Consider the following 26,965-nt stretch of genomic DNA (forward strand, 5'->3'; position numbering starts at 1 on the left):
GAACGTCAGCCAGCAAAAAGGGGCCATCAGGCCCCTTTTTCATGCACGTCACTCAGACTCAAGCCTTGGCTTTGTCGGCCAGGTTCAGGGTCTTGACGGTTTCGCCTTCGAACTTGATGACGACGTTCTTCTGAGCGGCTTCGGCATCCTTGAACAAAGTCTTGGAGGTCTCTGCCAGCATGGGAGATACCTTGTTCAGGGCGCTCAGGTCATAGGTCCACACTTCCAGACCGGCTTCGGTCTTGGTAGTGACGGGCGCGCCCAGCTTGTCCTTGATGGCTTGCTTGTTGGAGCCGCCTTCCTTGATGTCCAGCGCTCTCTTGATCGCTTCGTTGGAGGCGCTGTCCATAGCGGTACCTGCCATCTCTTTGGCACTGCTGGTGACACTGCTGGTCACTGTATCGGTCAGGGAGTCCATCAGACCGGCGTGGGCAAACAGGGGCAGTGCAGTCAGGGCAATCAGGATGCTCTTTTTCATCGATTCATGTCTCATGGGGGATTAAAGAGCGCGCATCAAACCAGCGCCCTCAACAGGAGTCAAGGCAATCGCGCGGTCAATACGCATTCGGGGGGTAAATGAGAGAAATCCGACAACCGGTCGCGCCCGGGCAACCGGTGAAAACAGCCCCTTGCAGGCCCTTCTCATCTATTCACAGATCTGGTTCTTGCCAGCCAGCTTGGCCTGATAAAGTGCACGATCCACCCGTACCATCAGCTGGCTCAGGGGCTCATTCAGCCGGTATTCCGCCAGCCCGAAACTCAGGGTGATATCGAGCTGCTCGCAAACCCGTGACTGGGCGATCAGCTCCCTCAGCTTGTCGGCCACCCGCCAGGCATCAGCAAGAGCGGTATTGGGCAGCACCACCATGAACTCGTCCCCACCCCAGCGGGCCAGCAGGTCAATCTCGCGAATATGGCTTTGCACCCGCGCCACTATGTTGATCAGGGTTTGATCCCCGGCAGCGTGGCCATGGCTGTCATTGATCTGCTTGAAGTCATCCACGTCCATGGCGATCACCGAGAACGGCTGATGAAAGCGCTTGGCCCGTTCGCACTCCATCTGGATATCCCGCTCGAGCCGATAACGGCTGGCGGCGCCGGTCAGGGCATCGGTTTCTGCCAGCTGGCGGTTCTCTTCCGCTTTTTGCTGCAAGGTCGCATTGAGCTGCACCAGCTCGGCCGTGCGTTTGGCGATCAGTTGCTCCAGTGAATGGTTGCGTGACTCAAGCTGTTCATAGAGCAACTTGCGAGCATGGATATTACGGTGGGCGCCTATCATGCGCGCCACTGAACCATCCGGATTGCGCGCTATGATATGGCCGCAATCCTCGATCCAGATGTAGCTGCCATCCTGACAGCGGCAGCGGTACTCGACCCGATAGTCGGGCGCTGAACCACTCAGATAGGCATCGAAACAGGCCATTACCCGCGCAATGTCGTCGGGGTGGATCACCCCCTCCCAGGTGAAAACGTTGTTGCCAAGGGAGTGGGGCTCATAGCCCAGCATCAGATACCAGCCAGGGTTGCGATAAACGAAGCCGGTGTTGGCATTCCAGTCCCAGATCCCGTCGCTGACCACCTCCAGAATGCCGTGCACTACGGCTTCACTGACGTCCGAGATCCTGATCGTGTCACTCTCTTGCAGCATAGAGACCATCCTTGTTCTTCTGCCCCGCACAATGGCGAGGATGCTCAAGCCCGATTGTTGAATAAACAGCGGAGGGGGAACTATCACCCGGCAGCTTGCCCGCCGCTCTTTGCCCGCCCAGACCTGCCCTGCTATTGGCCATATTATCGGCAGAAATCAGGTTCGTATGAACAACAGCTGCAACCAGTGTGGTTCAGGTTATTGCGTCTGTCCGGTTATAAATCCGGGATGACGCAGGCAAGACCATGAGCCATGCACACCCAGTCGACAGGGAACTCATCCAACCGAGCCAGGGATGCCCTCCTGCGGCTGCGTGTCAGTAGGTGGCGATAATTGCACCAATGAGGGGCACTGCTTTGGCGCGGCTCTGTCCAGATTGGGTAAACATCACGCCACATGGGCCAGAGATAGACTTAAGACATTGAAAATAAACACTAATACTTTTGGCTCATTAATTGCTTTGATCAGGGTCAACCACCAAAGGATTGGGGAAGCTGCATGAAACTGATCACCGCCATTATCAAGCCATTCAAACTGGATGACGTTCGCGAAGCCATCGCCAGTCTCGGCGTCGAGGGGCTGACCGTCTCCGAGGTCAAGGGCTTCGGTCGCCAGAAGGGGCACACCGAACTCTATCGCGGAGCCGAATACCAGGTCGATTTCCTGCCCAAGGTAAAGCTGGAGATCGCCACCCTGGCCGACAACGTCGAGCACATCATCGAAGCCATATGCAAGGCCGCCTACACCGGCAAGATCGGTGACGGCAAGATTTTCGTCTATGACCTGCAGGCTGCCGTGCGGATCCGCACCGGCGAGACTGACGCAGAAGCCCTTTGATACAACAGGAACCGAGGAACACAACATGGAAGAGTTGATCAAGTCCGTTTCAGAGCTGCGCTATGCGCTCGATACCTTCTATCTGCTGATATCCGGCGTGCTGGTCATGTGGATGGCCGCCGGTTTTTCCATGCTCGAAGCCGGGCTGGTACGCGCCAAGAACACCACTGAGATCCTGACCAAGAATATTCTGCTCTATGCCATTGCCTGCATCATGTTCCTGCTGGTTGGCTACAACATCATGTACGTGGACAACGCCGCCGGTGGCTGGTTGCCAAGCTTTGGCAGCCTGATCGGCACCCAGGCTGACGATGCCGGTCACTCCCTGCACTCCGACTTCTTCTTCCAGGTGGTGTTCGTGGCGACCGCTACCTCCATCGTCTCGGGGGCCGTGGCCGAGCGGATGAAACTCTGGTCCTTCCTGCTGTTCTGCGTGGTGATGACGGGCGTCATCTACCCGATGGAAGGGTACTGGACCTGGGGTGGCGGCTTCCTCAAAGAGGCCGGTTTCTCCGACTTCGCAGGCTCAGGCATAGTGCATCTGGCCGGTGCCGCCGCTGCCCTCGCCGCCGTGCTGCTGCTCGGTGCCCGCCGCGGCAAATATGGCAAACAGGGTGAGATCTACCCCATTCCGGGTTCCAACCTGCCGCTGGCAACCCTGGGTACCCTGATCCTCTGGATGGGCTGGTTCGGCTTCAACGGTGGCTCTCAGCTGGTGCTCTCCACCGCTGCCGACGCCACCGCCATCGGCACAGTGTTCGTCAACACCAATGCCGCAGCGGCAGCCGGTGTGGTCGGCGCCCTGCTGGTCAGCAAGCTCACCTGGGGCAAGGCGGATCTCACCATGATCCTCAACGGCGCTCTCGGCGGCCTGGTTGCCATCACGGCCGATCCAGCCTCCCCCAGCCCGCTGTTCGCCAGCCTGATCGGTGCCCTGGCCGGCGCCCTGGTGGTCTACGCCATCGTCGCCTTCGATCGCCTGAAGATTGATGATCCGGTCGGTGCCATCTCGGTACACGGTGTCTGCGGCCTGTTCGGCCTGATGGTAGTGCCCCTCTCCAACGAGAGCGCCACCTTCTCGGCCCAGCTGCTGGGTGCGGCCGTCATCTTCGGCTGGGTGTTTGGTGCCTCCCTCATCGTCTGGGGCCTGCTCAAGGCCACCATGGGGCTGCGGGTCAGCGAAGAGGAAGAGATGATGGGAGTCGACGTGCACGAATGCGGTATCGATGCCTACCCCGAGTTCGTCACCGTCAAATCCAGCATCTGACCGACTGAACAAGCACAATGCAACAGGGCCGGAGGCAAACCTCCGGCCCTGTTTTTTATTGCCAAAAACGGGTGCTGTGTGAATATCCTGGGTGCACAGTGCCATGCACCCTCGTCATGCCCCAGTGAGGCCAATGGCAAAAATGTGTTCAACACAGGGCAAAGGTGCGCTGTTTATCGGGCTTGAGGAACTCAGTGGGATTGAACGAATAACCGCCATCATGCCCATGATGGCCTCTGTTTACATCCGCACAATAAACAAACCAACGATCAAAGTGTCATTACCGACAGATGAAGGAAAATATTCAATAAAATCAGATTTGTGCCATTAAAATTCGCCCCTGCCATTATATCTTGCCAGCCTGCCTTGTTTTTATTTATATAAATAAAGCTAAAACTCTAAACGAGTCATTTATTGAGCATGATGCTCTACCATTATTTTCCATAATATAACAACCCATAACGACAATGGGTTGTTATTGCTGAATGCACTGACTATAATCCGCGGCCCTCCAGCAATGGAGGATAAAGGGAATATAAATAAACTTCATGGATAGAGGTATTTCAACCACGCAGAGTTCACGCATACAGGAATAATTTATCCATGAATACCTTCAATAAAGCGCTCGTTTTCTCCCTGCTCGGTCTGGGTATCAGCACTGCCGCCTGTGCAGAAGGCTGGTATGCAGGGCTGGACCTGATCACCTCCAAGGCAGATCTGGATGGCATGGCGCAGCAAGCGTATGACGCCAAATTGATGGACGATCGTCTCGATGGCGGTAGCCTGATCGTGGGTTACAGCTTCAAACCCTGGCTGGCCATCGAAGGCGGTCTGCATGCCCAGCAGATGAGCCAGCTGATGTGGATCACCAGTTCAGTGGCCACCGGCTTTGTTGATACCACCATAGACACCCGCAGCATCAGCCTGGCCGCCAAGTTCAGTCAACCGCTGGCATATGGCTTCTCTGCCTACGCCAAACCTGGCCTCGCCTATACCCGCACCGAAGTCGAAGTGATTGGCAACGGCAGCATACCTGCGCTGGGAGTGAACGAGCAGGGTCGCATCGACGAAGCGAAAGGCCGGGTTCATCCCAATTTGGAAGTCGGTTTCGACTATGCCTTCAACAGCAGCATCTCTGCCGGTATCGGCTATGAGCGTCAATTCAGCGCCCTGACACTGGGTGACGACCACCACTCAATGGATACGTTCAAGCTGGGTCTTCGTTACCACTTCTAAGTTATCTTGTTCCTCAGGGGGAGATCTCCCCCTGCTTTTCCCGCCAATGGATCTTCTCTCCCTGTTTCCATCCGCAAGAATATAAGTTAAATCCGCCATTCAGGTTATTTGACGATCTATATCCCGAATCCGGAAATGGCTTTGTTACCTGATCCGAACAGATATTCGCCCTGCTTATTCCCCCCATGCTTCACCCATGTTTTGGCATCCCATTGGGGCGGGGCAATATAGCTCAGTTGCTGCGCCAAATGGTGCCAGGCAACGCCTGTTTCGCTATTTTTCGATCAGGTCTGTGCGCCGCTGATTCTATCGACTCAGTGCCGCCTCTCCGTGCAGATCCGGCTTTAAATGCGGGATGGTGCAGATTGCGATAATGGCTGGGAGCCAGGCCCTGCTGGCGCTTGAAGGCGGTGGAAAAGTGATACTCGTTCTTGAAGCCGCACAACTGGGCCACCTGTTTCACCGAGTCGCCGCCGCTGGCCAGCAAGAGAGCGGCTCGTTGCAAGCGCAGCCGTTGCAGCAAGGCCATGGGGGCCAATGCAAAGTGCTGCTGACAGAGACGATAGAGCTGGCGCTCGGAGAGGTGCAGGGCGTCTGCCATCCGCCCTATATCCCAGCACTCGGTCAGGGATTCTTTGAGCATCAACTCGAGACGCAGGGCCTGCCGCTCGCCGCGGCTCTGCCCTTCTCCCTTTTGCAGCAGGCGGCGCAGATAAAAACCGAGCTGTTCTACCAGCAGCGCGCTGAGCAGCGGGTCCTGGTGGCGTTCCTGCTCCGCATAGAGGTTCTCGATAGTGCGAAGCAGGGTTCCCTGCTGGGAGGTACATCCCAGCCTGTGGTGGCTGGCGAAGGCATCCCAGGGGGAATCCTTGTGCAGCAGCAGCCACACCAGATCCCAGTCGCCACTCGCCGCCGGTTGTGGCTCCAGCGCTGGCAACTGCCTCTCCGGTAATAGCGTCTCTGGTAGCTGATAGTAGAGCGGCTGGCCCGCCGGGATCAGGGCCCACTCCCCGACTTGCAGCCGCTCAAGACGATCGCCAATCAACACCTCCCCCTCGCCCCCCAGGGTGAGCAGAAAACAGTGCACGTCCTCAAAGCAACGCTCGATCCTGTAGTGGGTACGCAGACATGAGCAGCCCGCCAGCCACACCTGCTCCTGTGCAAGGGCGGGCAACAGACTGTCACAGCAGATCTGCTCGCGGCAGTCGGGGGAGACATCAATGACTTCAGGATTGGCAGTTTCAGACATCATCAGGACGGGCTCAGCCATGTCGAACATTCAAGGCCCAGCATAGCATGGAGGGAATTAACTCAAAGGAGACAGGCCATGCACATACATCACGTCGCCATCTGGGCACAGGATCTGGAGGCGCTCAAGGCATTCTACTGCACCCTGTTTGGCGGTCAGGCCAATGAGCGCTATCACAACCCGAGCAAACAGTTCAGCTCCTACTTCGTGCGCTTTGAGGGGGGCGCCAGCCTGGAGCTGATGCACACTCCCATACTGTTTCCGGCAGATCCCAGTCTGCCGCACCCACTGCAGGGGCTGGCCCATCTCGCCTTCTCCCTCGGCAGCGTGGAGGAGGTGGACAAGATGACCGCCCGCCTCAAACTGCTCAAGGGCGCCGAGGTCAAACACCTGGACGGCCCCCGCTGGACCGGCGACGGCTATTACGAGAGCACCTTCCTCGACCCGGAAGGCAACCGGCTGGAGCTGACTGTTTAGCCCCTTGATTGGTCCCTCACCCTGCCCCTCTCCGTAGGTTCGACTAGCGAAGCGCAATCGGACCGCGGTAACGACATTGCACCCTTCTCCCGCTTGTATCAAAAGGAGGAGAAGGGCTGGGGATGAAGGGGAAGAAAAAAGAAAGCATGTGGTCAATGTTGAACTTCAACATCCCCGCTCACAACCCGCTTAACTAATCATCTTTTTGCCAGGAAAGCGAAAACCAGCATAAAATATTTGTCACCCTACCTCAGTAACCGATATCAAATGGCGTAGGTTTATCCGACACTCTAATGAAATCCCCATACGCATATACGTTGTGCCCAAACCCACACTCATTTTTATCAGGATTTGTATCAACTTTCAGAATGCCATTATCTTTGTCACTAAATTTTATGGAGATTTCACAATTCCCCTCTTCACCGGTCAGCGTTATAAATCCTTTACCATCCGTCATGGTCACGACCTGAGATATATCACCTATATTAGGACCATAGGCCATCCCCCTTAGCCCAAAGTAGAGCAGGTTCAAGGACACCAAGTAGCCATCACCCTGTTTTTCTACAGAAGCTACATTCCAGCCTCCTAAACCAGCATACCCCCAATAAGCTCCCACCATATCCTCTCCGACAGAGGAAGGCATATTTTTAAGCAAACCATAGTTGAATTTAGATTTTTTATCGTTCGGGGCTAATGACAACCATGCCAGAGCCTTCAACTTATCCCCTTCTTTTATATAAGAAAGTGCAACATTGTTATACGCAGTAATAGTCGAAGCTTTATCTGGTTTGCCATAGGCATATCCACAGCCCTCACTTAGTGAAACTTGCTCAGTGAAATAACCTCTTGCTTTGGCATATTCCCCTGCTCTGTATGACTCATTGCCTTTTTTAATAATGGCAGGCAGTTTAGCACACATTTCTTTTTCAACATCATCACCAGACTCTGCTGCCTCAGCAAAGAAAGGTGCACTAACATAGACAGTCAGAACCATTAGAATTGATTTAAAATTTATACGATTCACTATTGTTCGCCCCTCAATTCCTTTGCCAATCTAGATTCCTGCCCTGTACTTTTCCTGGCGCCATTACCAGCAGGGCGATGCTGTTATAGACTATTATGTAGGGTGCATTAGATAGCGCATATTGCACCAATTTGGCAACAACACATTGGTGGTACAATTCACTTAGTTCATTGCAAACCTAAGGTGCTACATTGTGATAACCCGCTCACCTCACCCTGCCCTCTCCAAAAGGGAGAGGGGGATATACATAATCAGAAATATTTATATGAAATATAATATGGTTATTTCAGGTAAGTAAAATTACGTCTCACTAATCGAACCTAAAGAGCTATCAGGGGCTACAGGTTGAACACCTAGTGGTGAACTACTCATATATGGAACTTTTCCTGATGGAACAATACTTGATGCGGCCTCAAGATGGACATCTTGATCATCAAAGAAAATGTGTGGCTTGAATGCTTTCAACACTTTTGCCTTTCCTACTCCGCCTAGGAAAAATGCTTCATCTACATAAATCCCCCAACTTCTCAAAGTCTTAATAACTCGCATTTCAGAGGGGCTATTACGTGCGGTGACGATAGCAACCCGCAGCGGGGAATATTCAATCTTCATCGGGAGGCGTTTACGTAACACGGCGAGTTTTCTCAGTAAGTTAGCATAAGGTCCATCTGACATAGGTACATCTTGTAAAGCATCTTCTCTTGCATGAAAAGCGGCCATCCCTTTCGTTTTATATACCAATTCGCTCTCGTCAGAAAACAATACAGCATCGCCATCAAATGCAATTCTTACTTGTCCCTCAGGTATTTGCGCAGCTTCTTTTGGAGGTAATTTTACAATAGCGGCAGCACACTGCCTTGAATCAATGACTTGTTGAGCATCGCTAACATTTGTTGTCAGAAACAAATCGACATCAAACGCATCTAAGTAGTCAACTACAGACTCTCCCGCTGTGAATGCTGAGCGAGTGATATCCAACTTCATATGCCGGATCGTATTTAATACTCTGAGGCCAGTCTCTGGACTATTCCTCGACATAACTACAACTTCAACTAAAGGAGATTTTTCACCAGCTTCAAGATGAGCGTTTAGAGCAAGCAATGCTTGAACTAGAGGAAACCCTGTACCCGGAGATAGTGGCAGATCCTCATGGGCCAACATGTAGTCACGATAACGGTCAATCGCGACATCACGATCAGTATCAAACATCTCCCTAAATATTTGATCTGATTCACTCATATCAAATAGTGCGGTGGCAGATATCCCAACAACTAGCGTTCTACTTAAATCTAATGCCATAACATATCCCTGTTTCAGTCAGATAAAGATTATTGCTCATCATTCATGGTTGCTATTCCCCAACCTCTCCGCCAGTCCGGAATAACGCTCGGTCTTTTTCCGCACAGCCGGTGCCAGCAGGGCGCGATCGCCGTAGAGATCGAGTTTCGCCTTGGCGCGGGTGATGCCGGTATAGACCAGCTCGCGGGTCAACAGCGGGCTGGGGCTGTCGGGCAGCACCAGCACTGTATGAGCAAACTCCGAGCCCTGGGATTTATGGATGGTCATGGCGTAGACAGTCTCGTGGGGCGGCAGACGGCTGGGCAACAGGGCGCGCAGGGTGCCGTCCGGCTGCTCAAACCATACCTTTAACCGCCCGCTTTCATCGGGCAGGCAGAGCCCCATATCGCCGTTGTAGAGGCCGACCCCGTGGTCGTTGCGCACCACCATCACAGGGCGACCGGCATACCAGTCGCCATCGCGGGTGATCAGCCCGGCCCGAGACAGGGCCAGTTCCAGCCGCTCGTTGAGCCCCAGCACCCCGAACGGGCCATCGCGCAGGGCACAGAGGATCTGGAAGCTGTTGAATGCCTTGAATACGGTCGTGGGAGCCTCCCCCGCATGGGCCGCCTTGAGATAAGCGCCGTAACCGGCCACCCCCTGGGCAATCAGGGCGTCGTAGGCCTCCCCCGCCCAGGGGTGCAGGCTGATATCGGTAAAACCCATACCCCAGACTGATTCCACCGCTGTGGCATCGCCGCTGTTGCAGGCCCGCGCCAGCTGGCCGATGCCGGAGTGCTGATCAAAGCGCCAGCTCTTGGCAAGCAAACAGAGGCTGTCGCGCACCGGGGCACCGGCGGGCGTGCCCTGCAAGCGGTAGCCGGTCTGGCGGGAGAGCCAATCCGCCTGCGCCGGGCTGATGCCCTGTTCGATAAAGCTGCAGATATCGCCGAGCACGGCCCCAGCCTCCACCGAGGCGAGCTGATCCTTGTCGCCGAGCAGGATCAGGCGAGCGTGGCTGGGCAGCGCATCGAGCAGGCGTGCCATCATCGGCAGGTCGACCATGGAGGCCTCATCCACCACCAGCAAGTCGAGATGCAGCGGGTTGCCCGCGTGGTGACGGAACTGGCTGCGCCCTGGGATCACACCGAGCAGCCGGTGCAAAGTGCCCGCTTCGGTCGGGATGGCTTCGACCCACTCGGGGGGCAGATCCAGCGCCTGCAGGGCAGAGCCGATACTTTCGGTGAGACGCGCCGCCGCCTTGCCGGTGGGGGCCACCAGCCGGATCGCCGGTGCCTTGCCTGCTTGCAGGCCGGTCTCCACCAGAATGGCCAAGAGCTTCGCCACAGTCGTGGTCTTGCCGGTGCCGGGGCCACCGGAGATCACCGCAAAGGGGCGCGCCGCCGCGGTGGCCGCCGCCAGCTTCTGGCCGTTGCAGCAGAGCGCCTCGGGCACCAGCGCATCCAGCTTGCCAAGATCACTCGCCGCCTGGGCGCTGGCGAGCAGACCTTCGATGGCGGGCCAATCCACCTCGCTCGGGAACACCAGATCCAGATACTTCTCGATAAAGTGGCGGGCCGAAAAATCGGGGGCGAGGCGGGCCTTGAGCAGCGCCCCGAACACCAGCCCGTAGTCGCGGGCAAACAGCCGCGACAGGGCCGGGGCTATCTCCGGCCATTCGGCGCGCTCACTTAACGCGCGCAGATGGCGGGCCACCCCCAGTTCAAAATCGTGATAACGGGTGAGGTAGAGCCGCCCGTGCCAGAGCCGCAGCGGCCAGCGCGGGGCGACCCCGTCATCTTGCTCGGTGCCAACCAAGGGACTCTCCGCAAACAGGGCGGGCCAGCGGGCAGGATCCGCCAGATCCAACAGCAGATCCCGGCTCTGCTGGGGATCCAGCCCGAACGGCCGCAAGGATCCTGCTGCCAGCATCTCCAGCGGCAAACAGACATGGCCGCGCCCCAGCTCGAAGCAGGTGAGCGCAGCCCCCAGCACCAGCTCGGGGCTGCCGCCCAGATCGGCCACCAGCTTGGCAAATTGCAGATCCAGCTGGCGAATGCGCCCCGTCAGCGCCAGTGCTTTCAACCGTTCGATCATGATGGCGCTGGTCGCCGTGCTGATCATGGTGTCGCTCATGCCTCTACCTCGTTCAATGAGTGGGATCCCGCTGCTGGCGACTCACTGCCTTCGCTAAACAACCGATCCAGCCCCAGTACCAGTTCATGGCTCGGGCGGGTATGGAAAATGCCCCCCTGCGGCATGCCGCGCAGGAACAGATAGAAGACACCGCCAAAGTGCTGCTCGAAGTCGTAACCCGGCAGGCGCAGGACGAGCAGCCGGTGCAACGCTAGCGAGTAGAGCTGGTATTGCAGGTCGTAGCGATGATCACACATGGCCCGCTCCAGCGCCGGTCGGCTGTAATCGGCGGGGCTCATGCCTAGGTGGTTTGATTTGTAGTCGAGCAGATACCAGCGCCCCTGCCACTCGAACACCAGATCGATAAAGCCCTTGAGCATCCCCTGCACTGTGGCAAAGCTCAGCGGCTTGTTGCCCCGCGACAGCGGGTCGTGCTGCTGGCAGAGCGCGGTCAGCGCCGGTGCCGTCACCCGCCCCATGGGCAGGAAGAACTCCAGCTCCACCTGTTTGCGCTCGGGCGCCAGATCCCGCAGCCGCACCGGCTCGCCATGTTCAACTGGCAATTCGGTATCGAGTACCGCCTCCACCTGCTGTTGCAGCACGGGCGCCCAGTCCTCGTCGAAGCCATCCTGCGCCAGCAGGGCAGCGATATGGTGTGACAGCGACTCGCCACCGGCGCTCTGAAAATCGATGGTTTCGAACAGACTGTGGAGCAGGGTGCCGGGGCGTGCCCCCTTCGGGAAGGTGAAGATGGAGGGCTCAGGCGCTGCCACCTCCCCCGACTCGGCCAGCAAGGCAGCCGCGCTCGCCGACTCTGTGGCTACCTCGTCATCGAAGCCGGGATTGGCCAAGACACCCTTGCTGTGGCCGTGGCCCTGCGCCGCCAGCCCGGAGTAGGAGCTGATCCACCAATCCCGTTCGAGGGAACCGGTAAAGCGGCGCACCTGCGGCTCGCCAAGCTGCTCCTGCTCCACTGGCAGCGGGGCTGGACGGGTGAGCGAGGGCTCACCGACAGCCACACCGGGCAGCGCCTGCGACAGCTCGGTCAAAGCGGTCGCCAGGGTATCGGCATCCCCCTCTTCGCCCTTTTGCAGCAGATAGCCGATGGCGGTGTGGTGCAGGTCTGTCTTCTCCGACTTGCCGTTACCGGCCCGCACCGGTGCCAGCCCCAGCCAGGTGGCGTAGACGCCTCGGGTCAGCGCCACGTAGAGCAGTCGCAAGTCTTCGGCGAGGCGCTCTTTGTCCGCTTCAGCCAAGGATCCCTCGGCACCGGTCAGATCGAGGATGGTACGGTTCTCCCCCTCTCCAGATTCGTGGTAGAGCGGGGTCTCGGCGGTTCTGTGGCTGCAGATGAAGGGCAGGAAGACCAGCGGGTACTCCAGCCCCTTGGATTTGTGGATGGTGACTATCTGCACCAATTTGCGCTCGGATTCGAGCCGCAGTACCTGTTCCGCATCCTGGCCGCTCGGGCGGCTCACCGCCTCCCCCAGCCAGCGCAGCAGGGCATATTCCCCGTCCAGCTCGCTGCTCACCTGTTGCAGCAGCTCAGCCAGATGAAGGAAGTTGGTCAGCCGCCGCTCCCCATAGGGGCTCGCCAGCAGGGAGGAGGCGAGATTGCGCCGGTGCAGCAGGGCCCGCAACATGGCCAGCACGCCGCGGCGATGCCAGATCTTGCGGTACTCCATAAACTCCTGCACCGCGCTCTCCCACGCCCGCTCGTCCGAGGCCAGCGCATCGAGCGCTTTGGCGTCGAGATCGAACAACCCGGTGGCGAGCGCCGCCCGCAGGCTGCGCTCTTCGCTCGGGTTCTGGCAGGCGTGCAAAATCAGCAAAATCTCCCGCGCCTCCACCTGCTCCAGCACGCTCTCGCGGTTCGACAGATAGACGGAGGCGATGGCGAGCCTCGCCAGCTCCTGCTGCACCAGCTTGCCCTCGGCACCGGTACGCACCAGCACGGCGATATCTCCGGCCTTCACCGCCTGATCGCCTATCTGCGCCTTGCCCTCACGGGCCAGGGTCAGCAGACGGTGGATCTCGGCGGCGGTAGCGCGCGCCATCTTGCTCTGGTAATCCCCCCGATTGAAGGTGGGCTGACCCGCCAGCTGCCAACAATGGAGCACAGGTGCGATGGTGCCATCGAGAACAAGCGCCTTGCTCTTGCCCTGCGCCTCCACCGGCAGGAAGGGGATATCCGCTTCGTAGATAAAGGGATCTTTGGCCCGCTCGAACAGGCCGTTGACCGCGCCCACCAACGCACTGCTGGAGCGCCAGTTGCGCCCCAGGGTGTAGTGGGCGCTCACATTTCGCCGCGCCTGAATGTAGGTAAAGATGTCGGCGCCGCGAAAACCGTAAATGGCCTGTTTGGGGTCACCGATCATCAAGAGCGCCGTGTCTTTGTGACCGCCGTAGAGGCGATGGAAGATGCGGTACTGCTGGGGGTCGGTATCCTGAAATTCATCGATCATCGCCACCCGATAGGTGGCGCGAATGCGCTCACACAGCCGTTCGCCAAGGCCCGAACCAAGCGCCCCGTCGAGATCCTTGAGCAGGTCATCGAACGAGAGCTGATGGGCCTGCCGCTTGCTGGCCTGCATCCGGCTGCGCACCACCCTGGCTGCCCGTTGCAGGATCAGATCCCGAATACCGGGGCGGCTCGCCAGCAGTTCGTCGATCTCGCTGAACAGCGGCAGGGTTGGTAACGCCTTCCCCTTGCTCAGCTTGGCCTCCAATGTTTCCTGGCCGAAACGCTCTAGATCCTTGGGCAGGCTATAACCGCTGGTCGGATCCTGTGCCCACTCCCCGATCTTGGCGAGCCAGCCTTCGTAGTTCTTGCCGGTATAGAGCTTGATTTGCCCCTCTGTCTGGCGGCGTATCTCGTCCCCTTGCGCCAGCCAGCCATTTTTCACCGCCTCGATACGGGCCATGGCCGCCTGATGACGAGCGGCAAGGGTCTCATCCCCCAGCGCAGGCAGTATCTCCAGCTCGCTGTTGTCGAGCCAGCTGCTCATCTCCCGCAGCAGGGCGGCGGGGCTCGGCCAGAGCGCGCGCACCGAGCTGGCGAGGGTTTTATCCACCGGATAGAACTCGGCGCGCCAGTAGTCGCTCACCGCCTGCAGCCTGAGCTGGCTGTCATCGGTGAGAAATTCGGTTTCAAAGAGGGCGCCCGACTCGAAGGCATTCTGCGTGAGCATCCGCTGGCAGAAGCCGTGGATGGTAAAGACAGCCGCCTCGTCCATCTGCCGTTCGGCGGCCAGCAGGCGACGGGCCGCCAGTTCGTGATCCTCCACCTCTTCAAGCAGCTGGGTCAGCAGCACATCCTTGCTCTCACCACGCAAAAACGCGAGGCGCGCCTCGTGGATGCGGGCGCGGATCCGCCCGCGCAGCTCGGCGGTGGCCGCCTCGGTAAAGGTCACCACCAGGATCTCGGTCACAGAGAGTGGCCGTTCGTGGGCGCTGGGCTGACCGGCATCCGCCCCCTCTTCGATAAGCGGGCCGTGACCCAGCAGCAGGCGCAGGTAGAGACCGGCTATGGTGTAGGTCTTGCCGGTACCGGCAGAGGCTTCGATCAGTCGTTCACCGTGGAGGGGAAAGCGCAGGGTATTGAGCGGGTTAGCCATTATTTCAGCTCCTCCAGGGTCTTGAGCAACGGGGTCAGGTGCTCGCGGGCCAGCGCCTGCAACTGGCTCAGCACGGTTTCGTCCAGTTCGGGGAAACAGCGGGCAACATAAACATCCTGCCCCTCACCGGTCATCATCCAGCCGCCGTTGAAACGGGTGAGGGCCGCCTTGTCGGCGGTATCCGGTTTGTCGGGCTCCTTCTCCATCGCCTTGAGCCAATCCCAGGCCGTGTTGGGGAAAAATGGCAGCGGCCGCTTCATCCCCTGCGCCCAGAGCGCCGCCAGCGCAGCCAGTCTGGGGCGCGCCTCGTCGGCCGAGAGCTTGGGCAGCCGCAGACTCTGTTTGGCATCGAACAGCAGGGTGTCACCGGGGGCACAGCTCAGGCAGAGGCAGAGGTGCTGGATCCAGCCCAGCAGCAGATCCTTGCCGTTGAAGCTGCCGGGTTTCACCACCAGCAAGCGCCCCTTCTGGGTGTCAACCCACCCTTGCAGCTGGCCCTGGGCCAGGGAGATATCGATCTCCACCGCCTGTTTTTCACTGACCCAGGGGCGCAGGCGCTCCGCCAGCTTGCCCATCTCGGCGTCCAGATCGTCCAGCAGCAGGCTGCCGAACCAGCCTTGGGGCAGCAGGCCGGTGAGCTGCAGCCGCTCACGCCGTATTGCGCTGTCCCCCTGGGCCAGATGGGAATCGAGCAGCAGGGCCTTGAGCTGATAGTGCTGCAGACCGTCCAGCTCGAATGGCTCGCTGTCTTCGATATTGGCTTCGTTGAGTTCAAACCACACCTTGAGGCGGCGGTTGAGGAAATACTTGGCGGGCTGGCGATAGAAGCGCAGCAGCTCCGCCAGCTCCAGCCCCTGCTCTCTCCCCCATTCGGGCGGCAATGGCAGCTCGCCGCTCTGGAAGTTGGCGGCACCACGCATCGGGTTAAGGGCGGGCAGCCAGTCGGCGGCATAGGTAAAGAGGCGGGACTCTGCTTCCGGATAGAAGTAGCTGCGGCTGTAGGGGGTGAGCGGGTGCTCGACCACCAGGTGCTTGAGCAGCCGCTCGCCGGAGGCCTCGTCGTCGAGACTCTCATCCCCCGCCAGCACAAAGCCCTGGCGTACATAGTCGATCAGCTCCGCCAGCAAGACGGACGGCACCTTGTCGCTGTTGTCCTGGGCGCTGAAGCCCTGATAGCTGATATAGAGCCCCTGCTGGGCGCTGAGCAGCGCCTCCAGGAACAGGTAGCGGTCATCATCGCGGCGCGAGCGATCCCCGCGTCGCGACGCCACCGCCATCAGATCGAACCCCATGGGAGCGAGAGTACGCGGGTAGACGCCGTCGTTCATGCCGAGCAGGCAGACCTGCTTGAAGGGGATGGAACGCATCGGCATCAGGGTACAGAAGTTGACCTGACCGGCGAGGAAGCGCTGGCTGGAGCGGGACTCCCCCAATACCTTGCCGAGGTAATCTTGCAGCAGGTCGGCGGTGATGGGTTGATCGAAGCGGGCCTCGCCGAGCTGGGTCTGCCAGTCGGCCAGCTGGCTGCGGATCAGTTGCAGCAGGCGCTCTTCTTCCTCGTCGGCCAGATAGAAGCGATCCAGCAAATCAAGGAGGCAGGCTGACCACTCGGGCAGGCTCTGCTCACGCTGCAAACGGGGCAGAAACTCCGCCAGGGAGTCGACAAACCAGGCCAGCTTGCCAAGGGCCAGGCCCTGCTGACCTTCGATCTCGGCATAGGGCAATATGCTGGCCACAGCGCCCTGCTGCCCTGCACCATGATCGGTGCAGAACGACATGCCCGCCACCGGCTCCCCATCCCCCATGGCAAAGCCCAGCAACATGCGGCGCAGGCCGAACAGCCAGCTGTTGCCGGACATGGGCGGCAGATCGAACCGCACGGGGTAGCCGTCGTCCAGCCCCCAGCGGATGCCGGTCTCCTGCACCCAGACCCGCAACTGGTTGAACTCGTCGTCATCCAGCTCGAAGCGGCGCAGCACGGCGGGCACCTCGAGAATGGCGAGCAGCTCGCCGGCGCCGAAGCGGGCGCTCGGCAGGTGCAACAGGGCGAGGAAGCTTTGCAGCAGCGGGCTCTCCTGGCTGGCGGCTCTGTCCGATACCGCGAAGGGGATCTGGCCCCGCGCCCCAAACACGGCCTGAATGTAGGGGCCATAGCTGTTCACGTCCGGCATCATCACCACAACGTCTTTCGGGGTGAGGGACGGGTCCCGCTCGAACAGCGCCAGCAACCGGTCGTGCAACACTTCGAGTTCCCGCATCGGGCCGTGACAGGCGTGGATCTGCAAGGATCCATCTGCCGGATCGATCGGGCTCTTGTGGTGGCTGCTGTCGAGATCGAACTGGCCCTCGCCCCGCGAACTCAGCTCCAGCACATCCTTCTGGATGGCGCGCAGCAGCCTGACATTGCCACTGGCGTCCACCTCGTCGATATCGACGAAGGCCTCGATTTGCGGCACCTCCAGCTCCATCAGCTGATGCAGGTAGTCGCGCCCCAGCTTGCCCATGGAGGCGAGCAGCGGGTTGGCGGGCCCCTGCAGGGTGTCTAGGTCCGTGCCCGGTTTGAGCTTGTTCTCCAGACGCGCCAGGGTTTTGCGATCGAGCAGATCCCCCCAGTAGTAGCGGCAGGGATTGGTGACGAACAGATGCACCTCCACCTCGGGTCGGCTGCCAAGGGCCAGCAGTGCTTCCACATAGCGCGGCGGCAACGCCGAGATGCCGAACACGAAGACCCGCTGGGGCAGCTTGCCCGGCAGATCACGGGTGCGTTGCAGCTCGTGAATAAACTCCTCGTAGAGGTTGGCTCTGTGGTAGCCGCTGGGGCTCAGTGCCAGGGTGCGGGCCACCAGCTCGCGCCACAGTTCGGGCTGCCAATCCTGACCACTCACTCCGGCCAGATCCTGGCTCCCTGTTCCGACCAGCCCTTCCCCCTCTTCCCAGCGAGCGATCCAGTCAGGCCGGTAAACCAGATACTGGTCGAACAGATCCGCCACCTTCTGGCAGAGCTGCCACAGTCGAACCTGTTCGGGATCCCCGGCAGGATCTTGCTCATCCCCACCGCCCAGATAGGCGGCGAGCGATGCGAAGGCGGGACGATCCAGCAGGGCGGGCAAAATGGTCATCAGCTGCCAGCTCATGGCGCCCTTGTTGTAGGGGCTCTGGCGCGGCACATCCGCCAGCACCCGGGTGAACATCTCCCAGATAAAGCTGGCGGGAAGCGGAAATTCGATATTGGCGGCGATGCCGAATGCCTTGGCCAGTTCCAGCTTGAGCCACTGGGCCATGCCAGGACTCTGCACCAGGATCTGTTCCTGCTCGAAGGGGTGAGCGAGAGGTGCCTGCCGGATGTGGTTGACCAGCAGCTCCTTGAGCAGATCCAGCTGATTGGAGTGGTAAAGGGTAAACATGGACGACTCCCGCCAATTCAAACGAGGGGGTGAGCACGGAAAAAGATGAGCGATTCCCGTCACTTCACACGAAATGAGATTGTCAGGGATCGAGGGGGAAGATGCAAAAGGCGCTTGTTGCCCCTGATGACGCCGGCGGCAGAATATGCGGGCGGTCGCACATTTGTCCCGGGCACAAAAAAGCCGGTGCAGTTGCACCGGCTAAAAGGCGTTGGAAAACTTGAACCTTCAGGGTATTACCAGTTCTTGCCGAGGCGGGCATCCAGACTGAACGCCCCTGCACCGGCCGCCGCCAGGGCCAGGAAACCACCGGCCACCGAGACGTTCTTCATAAACATCAACATCTGCATCTGATCCGCAGGCTGATAGTGGAAAATAAAGGCGGCCATCAGGGTAAAACCGGCCAGCAATACGGCGATGCTGCGGGTAAACAGGCCCAAGACCACCGCCAGACCACCACCCAGCTCAAGCAAGATCACCAGCGGCAACATGAACCCGGGCACGCCCATGGCTTCCATATAACCCTGAGTACCGGCATAACCGCCGATCTTGCTCCAGCCTGCCATCACAAACATCAGCGCCAGCAGTACACGACCCACCAGCAGTGCCATATCTTTCATCTTGTCCATTTCAAATTCCTCGTTTTACGTCAAATCACCGCTGACTGCTTCAGGGTAGGTCAAATAACAGGGCTTGGCTGGCACTCGTTGCCACCAGATCCCATTTGGGTTCATCACGACTGAGTACCCCGTCGCCAGGTCGGGCAGCCAGACCGTTGGCGGTCAGCTCCCCTGAAATCATCTGCAGGTAACCGTGTCGGCCAGCCAGTGCCCAGGTGAGACTCTCACCGGGTTCGAGCTGCAACTGCCATACGCGGGCCTGCTGGCGGATCCTGAAGGATCCTGCTTCGCCATCCGGAGACGCTACCAGCGTCAATCCCGGGTTGGCTTCAATCTTCTTCTGCTGATAACCGGGGGCCGTGCCGTGTTCGTTCGGCTCGATCCAGATTTGCAACAGGGAGAGCGGCTCCGTCTGCGAGGGGTTGTACTCGCTGTGACGGATGCCGGACCCGGCGCTCATCAGCTGGAAATCCCCTGCCGGTATCTGCTCGGCGTGGCCGAGGCTGTCCTTGTGCTCTATGGTGCCGCTCAGCACGCAGGTCAGGATTTCCATGTTGGCGTGAGGGTGAGTGGCGAAGCCGCCACCGGGTGACACCAGATCCTGGTTGATGACCCGCAGCACCGAGTGTCCCATCCAGTCCGGGTCATAGTAGTGCCCGAACGAAAAACTGTGGCGCGCATCCAGCCAGCCGAAGTTGGCCTTGCCGCGCGCTTCTGCGGCTCTCAATTGCATCATGGTGTGCTCCTCACGTACCAAATAGGTCGATTAACGTTGGCGGCCGTCACCCAGACCGAACGGGATGCGGTAGTCACTGCTCTGATCACCCAGGCTGACGGTCAGGTTGCCCTGAGTGCGGCTTGGTATCTTCACCTGCTGAGCGCCCATCAGATTGGCGTGGACAGAGGCAACCAGATCACCGGACTCATCGCGCACTTCCAGCATGGGGTTGGCCTTGCCATCCATCGCAGCGGTTGCATGCCAGTTTATAAACAGCACGCCCGGTGCGGCATTGAGGTCGGCAGGAACAGAAGCCTGTGCAAAACCTGCAGTCATCAGGCCTGCAACGGCCAACATCTTGATTACGTTTTTCATGTTCATTTACTCTCTTGGTATTTGTGTCATTGCCTGGGCCGGTTTGGCCAGAATCAATGCATCCGTGCAAGAGGTTATTCAAATAGTGTGTTGTTCTTTCACCGAAGTCAGACATCCTGATTTACGATGTCACAGCCCGGAACTACCTTTTATTTGGCCGCTCGGCCTTCCTGCCTAAGCGTTGATTGAATATTAAAGTGACTTGGCCTAAGTTGTTAGCGAGATAAACTGGCAAACATGTTCAAAAAAATTGAAGGTATGAAATGGCCAAGGAATCGAACAAGGAACGGGCGCTGACCCTGGAGGCGATCCGGGTGCTGGACGCCATCGATCGCCGCGGCAGCTTCGCGGCGGCCGCCGACGAGCTGGGCAAGGTCCCCTCGGCGCTGAGCTACACGGTACAGAAGCTGGAAGACGAGCTGGACGCCATGCTGTTTGATCGCAGCGGCCACAGAACCAAGTTCACCCCGGCCGGCCGCATGCTGCTGGAACGGGGCCGGGTGCTGCTAGAGGCGGCCGAACATCTGGTGGGCGAAACCCGGGCGCTGGCCCGGGGCTGGGAAACCGACATCACCATAGCCGTTGATGCCCTGGTGCCGGTACAGGCGCTCTATCCCCTGGTTGAAAGACTGGCCGAGCTGACGGATACCCGATTGAGGTTTCGCGCCGAAGTGCTGGCGGGCAGCTGGGAGTGTCTGGAAGATGGCCGCGCAGACCTGCTCATCTCCTCTCTCAACCCTGACATCATGATGACCGGCATCAAGCATCAGGCGCTGCAGGAAGAGGTGATGCTCTATGTCGCCCACCCGGATCATCCGCTGCATCGGGAGCCCGAGCCCCTGGCGGACGAGACGCTGCGCCGCTACCGCGCCATAGCGGTAGCCGACTCTGCACTGCGCAAACCCGTGCTCACCTATCGCCTGCTGGACAAGCAGCCACGCCTCACCGTCAGCACAATGACAGAGAAGCGTGACGCCCTGCTGGCAGGGATCGGCGTCGGCACCATGCCACTGAGCTGGATAGAAGAGGATATCAAGGCCGGTCGGCTCAAGGTGATCAGCCCCGAATATCGTCACCAGATCCAGGTCGTGCTGGCCTGGCGCCGCGATACCATGGGCAAGGCCAAGAGCTGGCTGGTGCGGGAGATCCCCAAACTGTTTCCCTGCAAGGGAGAGTAAGAGGGGGAACACTCAGCATGACAAACGGAGGCGGCGCTCGCCTCTGCTTGACGGCGGGCTCAAATTCGGGGAAAAGAAAAAAAGCGGACCTCTTGCGAGTTCCGCTCAATGCCAGGAAAGAATAAAAACCTTGCGGTTTAAAAAACCCTTAAATTGGAAGCAAACAATCGTTTTCTCAACCAGGAAGGTCTTGAATCCGATTCGTTTTGAATTATGCGCGATGTTTTATGCATCACCAGTAAAATGTTGAACGGTTGAAGGATATGCACCGCTGAGTATCACTATCTGCAACCTTCATCGCTAACTGGTCTGGCCATTTCAATCGTTTTCAATGGGTTTATTTCCTCTGGTTTTTTTAAGTGTCAATATCTGAGCCCATAACCAAAAAAGAACTCAGTTTCTGACACAACATAAAGATGCAGATAAAGGAATAGTTGCATGACCTATAGCCAGACCCTGGCCAACCACATTCTCGACACCCTGAAGAAGACCCTGACCGACAAGGGGATCCGCTATCAGACCCTGGCAGAAGCCATGGGCGTCTCCATCGCCACCGTCAAACGCATGATGAACAAGCCCTCCCTGCCGTTCGATACCCTGCTGGAGATATGCCACCTGGTGGGACTCTCGTTCGAGGAGCTGCTGGACCGCACCCAGGATGCCCAGAGCCGCCGGGCCGTCTTCACCCAGGAGCAGGATGAGGCGTTTCACAAGGAGCCGGGGCTTTACGCCTTTCTCGCCAACATCTTCTGGCGCGACAAGACCCTGATCGATCTCAAGCGGGAGTACAGCCTGACCGATGCCTCCTGCTACCTCTACCTGCGCAAGCTGGAGAAACTCGGCATCTTGCAGCTCGGCATCGACAACAGCTACCACTTCCTCATCAGCGAGCGCATCAGCTTCGAGCAGCACAGTCGCTTCGCCCGCCAGCAGGCGCGCCAGGCCATGTCGGTGCTGGGGGACTATCTGGTGGAGAACATGCACAAGTCCAACAACTACATGGCGCTGTGCCAGCTTCATCTGGACGAGAGCGAGGCCATGGCACTAATCGAGCGGATGAAGGAGTACTGGCATCAGGAGCTCAAACTTAACCGCCCCGCCATCGGCCAGCGGGAGGGCAGCAAGACCTACACAATGTCGCTGCAGCTGGCGGACTGCGGTTATCAGAGCTTCGACGACCTAATCCCCAATATCGACAACTGATCCCGGCGGATCCTGCGGGATCCGTCTGATTTGGTCAGCTCGATAGCGGCAATTCAGACCCTCTTGCGGCCATTATCCGCAACATCCGCATATCCAGACAGATACGGATGGCCACTGTGCCCGTCTGTGCTCTGGCGCCCCTTTAGTCTGTTAGTTGAACTGTCTGCGATCTGCCTGCGACCGGCTGCAACGCCCGCGTATCCAGACAGATGCGGATCGCATCCGGCCGCCAGTGCTCGATATCGCAATCCACCAGCCCCCCTCTCTCGTCATAGTTGACCCGTACCAGCCGCAGCACAGGGCTCCCTTCCGCCAGATTGAGGGAGCGGGCTATGGCGCCCCGCGCCGCCGAGGGAGTGATCTCGAGGCTGGCCCCGCCCTGGCCTATGCCATAGCGCTGCTGATAAAGCTCGGTGAGGGAGCTGGCCAGCGGCGCACTGGCGATATCGGGAAAGCGACTGGCCAGCAGATGGTGGCTGACGTGGAGCACGGGACGATCGTCGATCAGGCGCAAGCGGCGGATCTCGTAAAGCGGTGTGAAGGGATCCAGCCCCATCCAGTGACACAACTCGCTGCTGGCCAGGGCGCTGCCGTGGGCCAGCACCCGGGTCTCGGCGATACGCAGCTGCTCGCCGATCCACTGGTGGAAATGGGTATGGATGGCGGGATCATAGGTAAGTCTGGGCGGTGCCACGAACCAGCCACGCCGCTCGGCCCGGTAGATAAGGCCATCCGCTTCGAGGCTGGAGAGCGCCTCCTTGATGGTGATGCGGGTGGTGGCGAAGCGCTCGCTCAAGGCCCGTTCGGCGGGCAGCTGCTGCCCCGCCGCCAGCTGGCCGCTGCCGATATAGCGGCGCAGGGTCTGGCAAATCTGTTCACACTTGGAGGGGCTCCGGCCAGCGGCCATACCCTGCTCGCTCAATCGCAACTCAGTCACTGTCACATCCCCTGGTCATTCAGGTTTGTTCACCGCTGGAGTAGACCAGCGTCTATTGGCCCTGAGTTGTAACCCGTCTGGATGACAGTGCCGTGACAGCCCAATTGTCATCAAACTGCCATCAAAACGCCCCGTCACCGTCATATTCCCCCTCTAGCATCCCTCTCGAACCTTAACTGACCTAGTCCAGAGGGATGGGATGATGAAAAGCGTGATCGCAAGTGCACTGGCCCTGGTGGCCATCAGCCAACCACTTTTTGCCGCCGAAAATATCGCGGATCTTGAGAAGGCCGCCCGCGGCGAAGGCCAGCTCCACAGCATCGGCATGCCCGACAGCTGGGCCAACTGGAAGGACACCTGGCAGCAACTGGGCAGCATCTACGGCATCAAGCATCAGGATACCGACATGAGTTCGGCCCAGGAGATCGCCAAGTTCGCCGCCGAGAAGGCCAACGCCACCGCCGACATAGGTGACGTGGGCGGTGCATTCGGTCCGGTGGCGGTCAAGCAGGGGGTTACCCAGCCTTACAAACCCTCCACCTGGGCAGACATTCCAAACTGGGCCAAGGATGCGGACGGTCACTGGATGCTGGCCTATACCGGCACCATCGCCTTCCTGATCAACAAGGATCTGGTCAAGGCCGCCCCCACCAGCTGGCAATCCCTGCTCGGCGGTGACTACAAGGTGACTCTGGGTGATGTGGGCGTCGCTTCCCAGGCCAACAACGGCGTGCTGGCGGCGGCCTATGCCACCGGCGGCAGCGAGAAGAACCTGAAACCCGCGCTCGAGCTGTTCGGCCAGCTGGCCAAACAGGGACGCCTCTCCCTGAACGACCCTTCCATCGCCAATATCGAGAAGGGTGAAGTGGAAGTGGGTGTGCTGTGGGACTTCAACGCACTGAACTACCGCGACAAGATAGACCCCAAGAAGTTTGATGTGGTTATCCCGAGCGACGGCTCCGTCATCGCCGGCTACACCACCATCATCAACAAGTGGGCCAAGAACCCCAACGCCGCCAAGCTGGCGCGGGAATACATCCTCTCGGACGCAGGTCAAATCAACCTGGCCCGTGGCTACGCCCGTCCCATCCGCAGCAATGTGGTATTGCCGGATGACGTGAAAGCCAAGCTGCTGCCTGCCGAGCAGTATGCCAATGCCAAGCCGGTCAGCGATCATGCCGCCTGGGAACAGAGCTCAAAGGCCCTGCCGCGCCAGTGGCAAGAAACCGTCATGATCAACATGCAGTAAGGGGATCCTGTGCAACACAAGGTGATAGTGGTACTTGTGGATGGCCTGTCTGCCGAGGTAGCCCACACAATGGGCTACCTCACAGGCATGGTGGAGGCAGAGCGCGGCTTGTATACGACCCTGAGCTGTGCCCTGCCCTCCCTATCCCGGCCGCTCTACGAGTGCATCCTGACCGGCGTACCGCCAGTGGCCAGCGGCATCACCCACAATGGTGTCAGTCGCTTGAGCCAGCATGCATCCATCTTCCATCTCGCCCGAGCCGGCGGCAAACGCACGGCAGCCGCGGCCTATTACTGGGTGAGCGAGCTCTATAACTGCACTCCCTGGCTCGCATTGCGGGATCGCTATACCCATGATGAGCAGCTGCCGATCCAGCACGGCTGCTTCTACTGGGATGACAGCTACCCCGACAGCCATCTGCTGATGGATGGGGAATGGCTCAGAACCCAGCATGATCCCGATTTTCTGCTGATCCACCCCATGGGAGTGGACGATGCGGGCCACAAGTTTGGCCTGGACTCGCGCCAGTACCGCAACCAGGCGCGCCGCATGGACAGCCTGCTGGCCGATCTGCTGCCCCAGTGGCTGGGGGAAGGCTACCAGGTGCTGGTGACCTCGGATCACGGCATGAACAACGACTTGAGCCACGGCGGCACCTTGCCCGAGGAGCGCACTGTGCCGCTCTGGCTGTTTGGCGATGCCTTTGTAGCCCAGTGGCCTGCCGGACCGGCCTTGCAACAAACCCAGCTCTGCGGCCTGATGGCCGACTTGCTTGGCGTTTCCCATGACAAGCCAAGCGGCCTGCCGCTGCTCAAGGCTGCCTGCCTGCGCGAGGTGCACTGATGATTTCTGCCGCCACAAGGATCCTGCCGGATCAAGTAGTGATCCCGCGTCAAACCCGTCGTCACTGGCTGCCTGCGCTGGTACTGCTGCCATTTTTCCTCTTGATGATACTGTTCCAGCTCGCCCCCATGGTGTGGGTGCTGGTGGGCAGCTTTCAAACCCCGGAAGGCTGGGGCCTGGACCATTACCGGGAGATCCTGAGCTCCCCTTTCTACCTGCAATCCTTCACCAACTCATTGCGCATCGCCGGTATCGCCAGTCTGGCAGGGCTTGCCATCGGCACCCTGGGGGCGGCAGCGCTGCGCCAGAGCGGTGAGCGGGTCAAGCGAGCCCTGCTGGCGTTTGTCACCATGACCAGCAACTTCAGCGGTGTGCCGCTGGCGTTCGCCTTCATCATCATTCTCGGCATCAACGGCGCCATCACACTGCTGCTCAAATCCTGGGGCTGGATCGACGGTTTCAACCTCTACTCAGGGGCTGGTCTCATCCTCATCTACACCTATTTCCAGATCCCCCTCGCCCTGCTGCTGCTCTACCCGGCGTTCGATGCACTGCAGGATGACTGGCCCCAGGCCGCCGCCCTGCTGGGGGCCAGCAAGAGGCAGTATGTGTGGCACGTGGCACTGCCGGTGCTGACGCCGGCACTGCTCGGTACTCTCATCATTCTGTTTGCCAATGCGGTGGGAGCCTATGCCTCGGCCTATGCCCTCACCACGGGCAACTTCAACCTGGTGACCATACGGGTGGCCAGTCTGGTCTCCGGCGACATCTTCCTCGAACCCAATCTGGCGGCGGCGCTGGCGGTGATCCTGATGGTGCTGCTGGGCGTGGTGACGGCGGCAAATCAATGGCTGCTCAAGCGCAGCTACCATGCGAAGGGAAATTCCCATGAGTGAACTCCAACCAAGCTGGCCGCGCTGGGTGCTGAGCATCCTGGTAGCAACCCTGCTGCTGCCACTGCTGGCGACCCTGCTCTACTCCCTCTCCACCCGCTGGGGGGCAACCCTGATGCCGGACGGCTTCACGCTGGAGTGGTATCTGCAACTGTGGGGGGACCCGCGCTTCCTGGCTGCCTTCGGCCGCAGCCTGTTTGTCTGTTTCGCTACCCTGCTGCTGGGCACCCTGGTGCTGGTCCCGACCGTGCTGGTGGTGGCCTACTACTTCCCCAAGCTGGATCCCTGGATGAACCTGCTGATCCTGCTCCCCTTTGCGGTGCCGCCCGTGGTCTCCTCGGTGGGGTTGCTGCAGATCTACGCCGACGGCCCGCTGCCGATTATCGGTACGCCCTGGATCCTGGTAGGCACCTGGTTCACAGTGGTGCTCCCCTTCATGTATCGGGCGCTGGCCAACAGCTTGCAGGGCGTGCCGCTCAGAGATCTGATGGATGCCGCCCACCTGCTGGGGGCAAGCAGCACACGCGCCTTCGCCCTGGTGGTGCTGCCAAATCTGCGCAAGGGACTGCTGGCGGCGCTGTTTCTGTCGCTCTCCTTCCTACTTGGGGAGTTCGTGTTCGCCAACATGCTGGTGGGCACCCGTTACGAAACCCTGCAGGTCTATCTCTACAACATGCGTGCCACTTCGGGCCACTTCACCAGTGCGCTGGTGATGAGCTACTTCCTGCTGACCCTGCTGCTCACCTGGGCGGCGAACAGATTCCATCGGTGATCCC

At 59.3% G+C, this 26,965-nt stretch carries 22 protein-coding genes; 10 read left to right on the plus strand and 12 right to left on the minus strand.

All coding sequences use genetic code 11. The annotated features are described in order from the left end of the window. Window positions 1-58: 58 nt before the first annotated feature. Entirely contained in the window at window positions 59-478 is a 420-nt protein-coding gene (locus AC1P02_RS03340) for a hypothetical protein (protein WP_058395785.1), read from the minus strand. Between the two features lie 168 nt (window positions 479-646). After that, window positions 647-1,648 (minus strand): sensor domain-containing diguanylate cyclase, encoded by a 1,002-nt coding sequence (locus AC1P02_RS03345; RefSeq protein ID WP_059169370.1) that lies wholly within the window; start codon window positions 1,646-1,648, stop codon window positions 647-649. Between the two features lie 498 nt (window positions 1,649-2,146). Between AC1P02_RS03345 and glnK the strand changes: the two genes are divergently transcribed. From glnK to AC1P02_RS03360, 3 genes are all read left to right on the plus strand, one after another. Then, window positions 2,147-2,485, plus strand: a complete 339-nt coding sequence (gene glnK, locus AC1P02_RS03350) for a P-II family nitrogen regulator (RefSeq protein ID WP_005316576.1) — start codon at window positions 2,147-2,149, stop codon at window positions 2,483-2,485. Between the two features lie 25 nt (window positions 2,486-2,510). Then, the gene (locus tag AC1P02_RS03355; RefSeq protein ID WP_011899195.1) at window positions 2,511-3,752 is read left to right on the plus strand and encodes an ammonium transporter; all 1,242 of its coding nucleotides are present in this window, start codon (window positions 2,511-2,513) and stop codon (window positions 3,750-3,752) included. A gap of 603 nt (window positions 3,753-4,355) precedes the next feature. Further along, window positions 4,356-4,988, plus strand: a complete 633-nt coding sequence (locus tag AC1P02_RS03360; RefSeq protein WP_005316583.1) for a porin family protein — start codon at window positions 4,356-4,358, stop codon at window positions 4,986-4,988. A gap of 232 nt (window positions 4,989-5,220) precedes the next feature. Here the strand turns inward: AC1P02_RS03360 and AC1P02_RS03365 are convergent, their stop codons facing one another. Beyond that, a complete protein-coding gene (locus tag AC1P02_RS03365; protein WP_485184082.1) occupies window positions 5,221-6,258 on the minus strand; it encodes a helix-turn-helix transcriptional regulator in 1,038 nt (345 codons plus the stop codon). Between the two features lie 57 nt (window positions 6,259-6,315). On the opposite strand from AC1P02_RS03365, the gene AC1P02_RS03370 reads away from it, so the two are divergent. Beyond that, window positions 6,316-6,714, plus strand: coding sequence for a VOC family protein (locus AC1P02_RS03370; RefSeq protein WP_485184084.1), 399 nt, complete (start codon window positions 6,316-6,318; stop codon window positions 6,712-6,714). A 250-nt stretch (window positions 6,715-6,964) separates the two neighbouring features. Here AC1P02_RS03370 and AC1P02_RS03375 read toward each other — a convergent pair whose 3' ends face one another. The 8 genes from AC1P02_RS03375 to AC1P02_RS03410 all read right to left on the minus strand — a co-directional run bounded on the left by AC1P02_RS03375 (window position 6,965) and on the right by AC1P02_RS03410 (window position 19,892). Then, on the minus strand, window positions 6,965-7,738 hold the full coding sequence (locus AC1P02_RS03375) for a tetratricopeptide repeat protein (protein ID WP_485184085.1): 774 nt from the start codon (window positions 7,736-7,738) through the stop codon (window positions 6,965-6,967). A gap of 300 nt (window positions 7,739-8,038) precedes the next feature. After that, the gene (locus tag AC1P02_RS03380; RefSeq protein WP_339022264.1) at window positions 8,039-9,037 is read right to left on the minus strand and encodes a 5'-nucleotidase; all 999 of its coding nucleotides are present in this window, start codon (window positions 9,035-9,037) and stop codon (window positions 8,039-8,041) included. A 39-nt stretch (window positions 9,038-9,076) separates the two neighbouring features. Then, complete coding sequence (gene recD, locus AC1P02_RS03385; RefSeq protein WP_485184087.1) at window positions 9,077-11,152, minus strand: exodeoxyribonuclease V subunit alpha; 2,076 nt, start codon at window positions 11,150-11,152, stop codon at window positions 9,077-9,079. After that, window positions 11,149-14,769: an exodeoxyribonuclease V subunit beta gene (gene recB, locus AC1P02_RS03390; protein WP_485184089.1), complete on the minus strand. Its 3,621-nt coding sequence runs from the start codon at window positions 14,767-14,769 to the stop codon at window positions 11,149-11,151. The genes recD and recB overlap by 4 nt, the downstream gene beginning before the upstream one ends. Continuing rightward, complete coding sequence (recC, locus tag AC1P02_RS03395; RefSeq protein ID WP_485184091.1) at window positions 14,769-18,173, minus strand: exodeoxyribonuclease V subunit gamma; 3,405 nt, start codon at window positions 18,171-18,173, stop codon at window positions 14,769-14,771. Before recC ends, recB begins: the two co-directional genes overlap by 1 nt. A 236-nt stretch (window positions 18,174-18,409) precedes the next feature. Continuing rightward, window positions 18,410-18,802, minus strand: a complete 393-nt coding sequence (locus AC1P02_RS03400) for a DoxX family protein (protein ID WP_005316605.1) — start codon at window positions 18,800-18,802, stop codon at window positions 18,410-18,412. A gap of 40 nt (window positions 18,803-18,842) precedes the next feature. Further along, window positions 18,843-19,529 carry a pirin family protein gene (locus AC1P02_RS03405; protein ID WP_021139925.1) on the minus strand — a complete coding sequence of 229 codons (687 nt, stop codon included), beginning with the start codon at window positions 19,527-19,529 and terminating at the stop codon, window positions 18,843-18,845. Window positions 19,530-19,559: 30 nt separating this feature from the next. Next, on the minus strand, window positions 19,560-19,892 hold the full coding sequence (locus tag AC1P02_RS03410; protein ID WP_485184094.1) for a hypothetical protein: 333 nt from the start codon (window positions 19,890-19,892) through the stop codon (window positions 19,560-19,562). Window positions 19,893-20,149: 257 nt separating this feature from the next. Here AC1P02_RS03410 and AC1P02_RS03415 point away from each other — a divergent pair, with 257 nt between their 5' ends. Both AC1P02_RS03415 and AC1P02_RS03420 read left to right on the plus strand, forming a co-directional pair. After that, on the plus strand, window positions 20,150-21,064 hold the full coding sequence (locus tag AC1P02_RS03415) for a LysR family transcriptional regulator (RefSeq protein WP_017411874.1): 915 nt from the start codon (window positions 20,150-20,152) through the stop codon (window positions 21,062-21,064). 438 nt (window positions 21,065-21,502) lie between these two features. Next, window positions 21,503-22,267, plus strand: coding sequence for a helix-turn-helix domain-containing protein (locus tag AC1P02_RS03420; protein ID WP_005316617.1), 765 nt, complete (start codon window positions 21,503-21,505; stop codon window positions 22,265-22,267). 142 nt (window positions 22,268-22,409) lie between these two features. On the opposite strand, the gene AC1P02_RS03425 is transcribed toward AC1P02_RS03420, so the two are convergent. Further along, entirely contained in the window at window positions 22,410-23,174 is a 765-nt protein-coding gene (locus AC1P02_RS03425) for a UTRA domain-containing protein (protein ID WP_485185413.1), read from the minus strand. A 232-nt stretch (window positions 23,175-23,406) separates the two neighbouring features. Between AC1P02_RS03425 and AC1P02_RS03430 the strand changes: the two genes are divergently transcribed. Genes AC1P02_RS03430 through AC1P02_RS03445 form a run of 4 tightly spaced genes read left to right on the plus strand, consistent with a single transcriptional unit; the run spans window position 23,407 to window position 26,961 of the window. Then, window positions 23,407-24,453 (plus strand): ABC transporter substrate-binding protein, encoded by a 1,047-nt coding sequence (locus AC1P02_RS03430; protein ID WP_212540207.1) that lies wholly within the window; start codon window positions 23,407-23,409, stop codon window positions 24,451-24,453. A gap of 9 nt (window positions 24,454-24,462) precedes the next feature. Beyond that, window positions 24,463-25,296: an alkaline phosphatase family protein gene (locus AC1P02_RS03435; protein WP_485184097.1), complete on the plus strand. Its 834-nt coding sequence runs from the start codon at window positions 24,463-24,465 to the stop codon at window positions 25,294-25,296. Then, window positions 25,296-26,192, plus strand: coding sequence for an ABC transporter permease (locus AC1P02_RS03440; protein WP_265455370.1), 897 nt, complete (start codon window positions 25,296-25,298; stop codon window positions 26,190-26,192). Before AC1P02_RS03435 ends, AC1P02_RS03440 begins: the two co-directional genes overlap by 1 nt. After that, window positions 26,185-26,961, plus strand: coding sequence for an ABC transporter permease (locus AC1P02_RS03445; RefSeq protein WP_059113360.1), 777 nt, complete (start codon window positions 26,185-26,187; stop codon window positions 26,959-26,961). The genes AC1P02_RS03440 and AC1P02_RS03445 overlap by 8 nt, the downstream gene beginning before the upstream one ends. Window positions 26,962-26,965 lie beyond the last annotated feature (4 nt).

Source organism: Aeromonas sp. TS_SC_11 (genome assembly GCF_057318915.1).

Excerpts from the sequence above, each read along its gene's own strand:
- AC1P02_RS03420 (WP_005316617.1), top strand. The coding sequence starts at position 21,503 with ATGACCTATAGCCAGACCCTGGCCAACCACATTCTCGACACCCTGAAG.
- AC1P02_RS03370 (WP_485184084.1), top strand. The coding sequence starts at position 6,316 with ATGCACATACATCACGTCGCCATCTGGGCACAGGATCTGGAGGCGCTC.
- AC1P02_RS03400 (WP_005316605.1), bottom strand. The coding sequence starts at position 18,802 with ATGGACAAGATGAAAGATATGGCACTGCTGGTGGGTCGTGTACTGCTG.
- AC1P02_RS03365 (WP_485184082.1), bottom strand. The coding sequence starts at position 6,258 with ATGGCTGAGCCCGTCCTGATGATGTCTGAAACTGCCAATCCTGAAGTC.
- AC1P02_RS03355 (WP_011899195.1), top strand. The coding sequence starts at position 2,511 with ATGGAAGAGTTGATCAAGTCCGTTTCAGAGCTGCGCTATGCGCTCGAT.
- recC (WP_485184091.1), bottom strand. The coding sequence starts at position 18,173 with ATGTTTACCCTTTACCACTCCAATCAGCTGGATCTGCTCAAGGAGCTG.
- AC1P02_RS03415 (WP_017411874.1), top strand. The coding sequence starts at position 20,150 with ATGGCCAAGGAATCGAACAAGGAACGGGCGCTGACCCTGGAGGCGATC.
- AC1P02_RS03345 (WP_059169370.1), bottom strand. The coding sequence starts at position 1,648 with ATGCTGCAAGAGAGTGACACGATCAGGATCTCGGACGTCAGTGAAGCC.
- AC1P02_RS03430 (WP_212540207.1), top strand. The coding sequence starts at position 23,407 with ATGAAAAGCGTGATCGCAAGTGCACTGGCCCTGGTGGCCATCAGCCAA.
- recD (WP_485184087.1), bottom strand. The coding sequence starts at position 11,152 with ATGAGCGACACCATGATCAGCACGGCGACCAGCGCCATCATGATCGAA.
- AC1P02_RS03340 (WP_058395785.1), bottom strand. The coding sequence starts at position 478 with ATGAAAAAGAGCATCCTGATTGCCCTGACTGCACTGCCCCTGTTTGCC.
- AC1P02_RS03425 (WP_485185413.1), bottom strand. The coding sequence starts at position 23,174 with ATGGCCGCTGGCCGGAGCCCCTCCAAGTGTGAACAGATTTGCCAGACC.
- recB (WP_485184089.1), bottom strand. The coding sequence starts at position 14,769 with ATGGCTAACCCGCTCAATACCCTGCGCTTTCCCCTCCACGGTGAACGA.
- glnK (WP_005316576.1), top strand. The coding sequence starts at position 2,147 with ATGAAACTGATCACCGCCATTATCAAGCCATTCAAACTGGATGACGTT.
- AC1P02_RS03360 (WP_005316583.1), top strand. The coding sequence starts at position 4,356 with ATGAATACCTTCAATAAAGCGCTCGTTTTCTCCCTGCTCGGTCTGGGT.
- AC1P02_RS03410 (WP_485184094.1), bottom strand. The coding sequence starts at position 19,892 with ATGAACATGAAAAACGTAATCAAGATGTTGGCCGTTGCAGGCCTGATG.
- AC1P02_RS03405 (WP_021139925.1), bottom strand. The coding sequence starts at position 19,529 with ATGATGCAATTGAGAGCCGCAGAAGCGCGCGGCAAGGCCAACTTCGGC.
- AC1P02_RS03445 (WP_059113360.1), top strand. The coding sequence starts at position 26,185 with ATGAGTGAACTCCAACCAAGCTGGCCGCGCTGGGTGCTGAGCATCCTG.
- AC1P02_RS03380 (WP_339022264.1), bottom strand. The coding sequence starts at position 9,037 with ATGGCATTAGATTTAAGTAGAACGCTAGTTGTTGGGATATCTGCCACC.
- AC1P02_RS03440 (WP_265455370.1), top strand. The coding sequence starts at position 25,296 with ATGATTTCTGCCGCCACAAGGATCCTGCCGGATCAAGTAGTGATCCCG.